7 protein-coding genes are annotated in these 4,583 nt (G+C 61.4%); 2 read left to right on the forward strand and 5 right to left on the reverse strand.

All coding sequences use genetic code 11. From position 1 onward, the window contains the following. The coding region (locus EN994_RS18810; protein WP_206530420.1) for a pantoate--beta-alanine ligase at positions 1–192 on the forward strand (192 nt) is incomplete at its 5' end. Between the two features lie 37 nt (positions 193–229). On the opposite strand, the gene EN994_RS18815 is transcribed toward EN994_RS18810, so the two are convergent. From EN994_RS18815 to gatB, 4 genes are all read right to left on the reverse strand, one after another. Further along, positions 230–574, reverse strand: a complete 345-nt coding sequence (locus tag EN994_RS18815) for a hypothetical protein (protein ID WP_063170249.1) — start codon at positions 572–574, stop codon at positions 230–232. 99 nt (positions 575–673) lie between these two features. Beyond that, positions 674–1,372 carry an AIM24 family protein gene (locus EN994_RS18820; protein WP_027160398.1) on the reverse strand — a complete coding sequence of 233 codons (699 nt, stop codon included), beginning with the start codon at positions 1,370–1,372 and terminating at the stop codon, positions 674–676. Between the two features lie 161 nt (positions 1,373–1,533). Further along, positions 1,534–2,028, reverse strand: coding sequence for a GNAT family N-acetyltransferase (locus EN994_RS18825; RefSeq protein WP_063168096.1), 495 nt, complete (start codon positions 2,026–2,028; stop codon positions 1,534–1,536). 4 nt (positions 2,029–2,032) lie between these two features. After that, positions 2,033–3,532 (reverse strand): Asp-tRNA(Asn)/Glu-tRNA(Gln) amidotransferase subunit GatB, encoded by a 1,500-nt coding sequence (gene gatB, locus EN994_RS18830; RefSeq protein WP_127307718.1) that lies wholly within the window; start codon positions 3,530–3,532, stop codon positions 2,033–2,035. Positions 3,533–3,886: 354 nt separating this feature from the next. On the opposite strand from gatB, the gene EN994_RS18840 reads away from it, so the two are divergent. Further along, the gene (locus tag EN994_RS18840) at positions 3,887–4,189 is read left to right on the forward strand and encodes a YjhX family toxin (protein ID WP_082826465.1); all 303 of its coding nucleotides are present in this window, start codon (positions 3,887–3,889) and stop codon (positions 4,187–4,189) included. Between the two features lie 47 nt (positions 4,190–4,236). On the opposite strand, the gene EN994_RS18845 is transcribed toward EN994_RS18840, so the two are convergent. Then, the coding region (locus EN994_RS18845; protein WP_164746008.1) for a CBS domain-containing protein at positions 4,237–4,583 on the reverse strand (347 nt) is incomplete at its 5' end.

Consider the following 4,583-nt stretch of genomic DNA (forward strand, 5'->3'; position numbering starts at 1 on the left):
CACCAAACCGACGCAACCGAAGAGGCCAGCCGCGACCTCATCGCCGCCGGTTTCCAGAAGGTCGACTATGTCGAGGCACGCGAAAGCCTGACGCTTGCGCCATGGCGTCGAAACCGCGAAGGGCGTCTTCTCGCAGCGGCATGGCTCGGCAAAACCAGGCTAATCGACAATGTGGGGGTTCCCGCTGCCTAGCGAAGGCTCGATCCTCCGCGGCGGATTGCTGCCGCGCCTAGCTCTCGCTCTTTTGCCGGCCGGCCCTGACGATCAGGTGTCCCGCGACGATCCCAACCACCCCGGCAAAGGCTTTCACCAATGCATCGATGAGGCGTGCATGGCGACCGGGATCAATGAGCTGAAGCAGTTCCAGCATGCCGGCGATCACAGCCACAAAGATCACCACTTGATACAGTCGGTTGGGGAAGCCGACCGCGAGGGCGAAGCCTAGCAGGACATAAGCCAAGGCACGCTCGACATTTGCTTCAGCGAGATGCGGCCGCATCTGGATCGGCGACAAGGTCGCGAAAATGATGATGGCGAGCAGCGCCAGCGCCGCAGTGCGGAACAATTTGGTCATGGCCCTTGCATATCCGTGGTGAGCCGGCACGGCAAACGCCGCGATGACGCATGGCCGGGTCGCGGCCGCCATTGCTGCCCGCCAGTGGCCTTCGCCGAACTATTCCTCCGTCGGCATATGCAGATACATCGACTGGATGCCGACACGGCCCGGTCCGGTGAATCGGTTGACGATGAAATTCATGTTGGCGCCGAAGAAGCCGCTCGACAGGCGATCGATCTTGGTCTCCATCCTGACCGAGGCATCCTTGAACAGCCAGCCGCCTGGTTCGATGTCGATGGTTTCGCCGGCGGCGAGCGTCTTTTCGAAGACGTTGCCATAGCCGTGCAGCCAGACGATGCCATCGCCGGAATCACCGCGAAAGCGGTCGATGAAAAAGCCGCTCTGGCCGAACAGCATCGTCGCCAGGCCGCGCACCCGTTCGAAGGTGTAGTCGACATTGCCGGTGGCGGCGAGAAACTGGTGCTCGCGCACCTGGATCTCTTCGCCGTGCCTGAGATGGATCGGCACGATGTGGCCCGGCCCATCGCGGCTGAAGGCAACGATGCCCGCCCCCGACGCCTCGGTGACGAAGATCTGCATGCCGGCCATCATCCGCTTCAGCGCGCCCTTCAGCGATTTCAGGCCGATGGTGATGGTGGAATTCTTCCACAAAAGGATGTGGTGCTCGAAATAGACCGGCATGCGCGTGACATCGACCGAAAGCACCGGCACCAGCTCGCCCGCTATATGATAGGTGACGCCGCCAAAGGTCTCGTCCGACACCTGTGTCGGCATCAGTTCCGGCAAGCTTGGCATGACGATTCCCCAAGCTGCCTCGCATGCCACCGGTCAAACACCGATCATGGCTGGGGTCAGCGGCCACAGCTTTGCGCTCGATATTTGCGCCGTCAAATGAAAGCCGTGTGCTCGAGGGTCCACTCGCAACAACGTGATGCAATCGCGCGATCATCGAGCGCTCAGGCGGTCAGCATCCGCTCAAGAATCAACGCAGCAATACCGGACTGCGCCGGCCCATAATTGTCGGCCCGGCCAATCTCGGCAAAGCCGTTGGCCAGATAGAAGGCGACCGCACGCCTGTTCTGCTCCACGACCTCGATGCGTAGAGAGCGGGCTTCCGGAAAATTCTCGATCACCTCATCGAGCAACATCCCGCCGATGCCCCGGCCTTGCAGGTCGGGTGCGACATGGAGCTGTTGCAGGTCGACCACGGTGCCGCCTTCGACGCTTTCGGCATAGGCGACGCCGCCGATGCGCTTGCCGTCGTCGGCGACCAGGAATTCGGCATTCGGCCGCTCAAGGCTAGCTCTCAATTTCGCCGGCGAACACCAATCCTCGATGACCCGGTCGATCCGATCAGGGCCATAGACCGCGTCATAGGTCGTGTGCCAGGTTTCGACCAGCAGCGCCCGGATGGCCGTCAGATCACGTTCACCTGCGGTGCGGACAAACACCGCGCTACTCGATGCCCAGCTTGGTCTTGACGAGGTCGTTGACCGCTTGTGGATTGGCCTTGCCGCCGGTCACCTTCATCACCTGGCCAACGAACCAACCGGCCATGCTCGGCTTGGCGCGCGCCTGTTCGACCTTGTCGGGGTTGGCTGCAATCACCTCGTCTACGGCCTTCTCGATGGCGCCGGTGTCGGTGACCTGCTTCATGCCACGGCTCTCGACCAGCTGGCGCGGATCGCCGCCCTCATTCCAGACGATCTCGAACAGGTCCTTGGCGATCTTGCCGGAAATGGTGCCGTCCTTGATCAGATCGATGACCGCGCCAAGCTGCTCGGGGGAAACCGGAGCGTTTTCAATGTCTTTTCCGGCCTTGTTCAATTGCCCGAGCAGATCGTTGATGACCCAGTTGGCGGCGAGCTTGCCGTCGCGGCCGGCGGCCACCTTCTCGAAATAGTCGGCGATCGGCTTTTCCGAAACCAGGAACGAGGCGTCATAGACCGACAGGCCGAGCGACGCGATCAGCCGCGCCTTCTTGTCGTCTGGCAGTTCCGGCAATTCCTTGGCCAGCGCATCGACATAGGCCTGGTCGAATTCCAGCGGCAAGAGGTCCGGATCGGGGAAGTAGCGGTAATCATGCGCCTCTTCCTTGGAGCGCATCGAACGCGTCTCGCCCTTGACGGCGTCGAACAGCCGCGTCTCCTGGTCGATCTTGCCGCCATCCTCGAGAATGGCGATCTGCCGGCGCGCCTCGTAGTCGATGGCCTGGCCGATGAAGCGGATCGAGTTGACGTTCTTGATCTCGCAGCGCGTGCCGAACTCGCCGCCCGGCTTGCGCACCGAAACGTTGACGTCGGCGCGCATCGAACCTTCGTCCATGTTGCCGTCGCAGGTGCCGAGATAGCGCACGATGGTGCGCAGCTTGGTGACATAAGCCTTGGCTTCGTCGGCCGAGCGCATGTCGGGCTTGGAGACGATCTCCATCAGCGCCACGCCGGAGCGGTTGAGGTCGACATAGGACATGGTCACATGCTGGTCGTGCATCGACTTTCCGGCATCCTGCTCCAGATGCAGCCGCTCGATGCCGACTTCGATGTCCTCGAATTCGCCCTGACGATCGGGGCCAACGGAAACGATCACCGTGCCCTCGCCGACGATCGGCTGCTTGAACTGCGAGATCTGGTAGCCCTGCGGCAGGTCTGGATAGAAGTAGTTCTTCCGATCGAAGACCGACTTGTGGTTGATCTGCGCTTTCAGCCCAAGGCCGGTGCGGATCGCCTGCTTGACGCATTCCTCGTTGATGACCGGCAGCATGCCGGGCATCGCCGCATCGACCAGGCTGACATTGGCGTTGGGCGCCGCGCCGAAAGCGGTCGAGGCGCCGGAAAACAGCTTTGCTTCCGATGTAATCTGGGCATGGACCTCGAGGCCGATGATGATCTCCCAGTCGCCGGTGGCACCGGAAACAAGGCGCTTGGCGTCGGGCGTGCGGGTGTCGATGAGGGACATGGTGGCCTGCGTATTGGAACTGCGGATAATGCGTTTCGCACACTTTGGTGTGCAACTTCGCTAGTGCAAACCGCCAAAAGAGACAAGCGCCCAAAAAACACAAGCGCAAAGCCGCGGACTGGCCTTTTCAGCTGCGTTCGCCTATGGGAGGTCCATTCCAATGGAGAGTGGATGTCCACTTACGCTCAGTCCCGGTAAGGCCCTGACCTCCTGGCGAGGCAGGGCAGAAAACCTGAAACCCCGTGCCGCGAAGCTTCGCGGCGGCGGCATTTTTTGTTTTCCCGGAAAACTCTCACATGGATATTTCGCGCAGCGCATGACCCCGAAAATCGGTATCGATTTTCGGAAAGGATCATGCGCCAAATCATAAGTGCCACAGCGTCCTTTGCGCGTGCAAGAGGACGCGCGGCGCTGTGGAAACAGCGCATCCTGCACCTGCTCGCGCAGGGCGGACGCATTGAAATCGAAAAGAACGAGAAGAAACGGATCGCCTCCGTCAAATGCCTGACCCGCGACGGCTGGCATTATCCGGGCGTCGATCTCGAGCTGTTTCGAAAACTGAAGCGGAAGAAGGCTGTTTCTTCGTCTGACGGTGGACCCTACCGCATCACCCGGCGCGGGCTCGCACTCGTCCGCTCCGAACTCGACAACAGGTAACCACGGCTCCGCCGGTCGGTTCTCCGGCCGGCGGTTCGCCTCACCGCTCAGGCGGTGGCGATGTAGGCTCTGATCTCGTCGGCCTCGCGCTCGACATCCTCGATGCGGCGCTTGACCACGTCGCCAATGGACACGATGCCATCGAGCATGCCGTCCTTTTCCACCGGCAGATGGCGGAAGCGGCCTCGGGTCATGATCTCCATCACCTCGTTGACGGTGTGGTTTTCGTTGCAGATCTTCACTTTCGGCGTCATCGCCGAACGCACGGGGATATCGAGCGCGGCTCCACCTTCGCGGGCGACAACCCGGACGATATCGCGCTCTGACAGGATGCCGACGATCTTGCGATCGCCATTGGTGATGACCAGCGCCCCGATCTTGTGCTCTGCCAGGA

The organism is Mesorhizobium sp. M7A.F.Ca.CA.002.09.1.1 (assembly GCF_003998555.1).
Lineage (GTDB): Bacteria > Pseudomonadota > Alphaproteobacteria > Rhizobiales > Rhizobiaceae > Mesorhizobium > Mesorhizobium ciceri.

Bases quoted from the DNA above. Each gene is read 5' to 3' on its own strand.
- gatB (WP_127307718.1), bottom strand. From the start codon at position 3,532: ATGTCCCTCATCGACACCCGCACGCCCGACGCCAAGCGCCTTGTTTCC.
- EN994_RS18815 (WP_063170249.1), bottom strand. From the start codon at position 574: ATGACCAAATTGTTCCGCACTGCGGCGCTGGCGCTGCTCGCCATCATC.
- EN994_RS18820 (WP_027160398.1), bottom strand. From the start codon at position 1,372: ATGCCAAGCTTGCCGGAACTGATGCCGACACAGGTGTCGGACGAGACC.
- EN994_RS18840 (WP_082826465.1), top strand. From the start codon at position 3,887: ATGCGCCAAATCATAAGTGCCACAGCGTCCTTTGCGCGTGCAAGAGGA.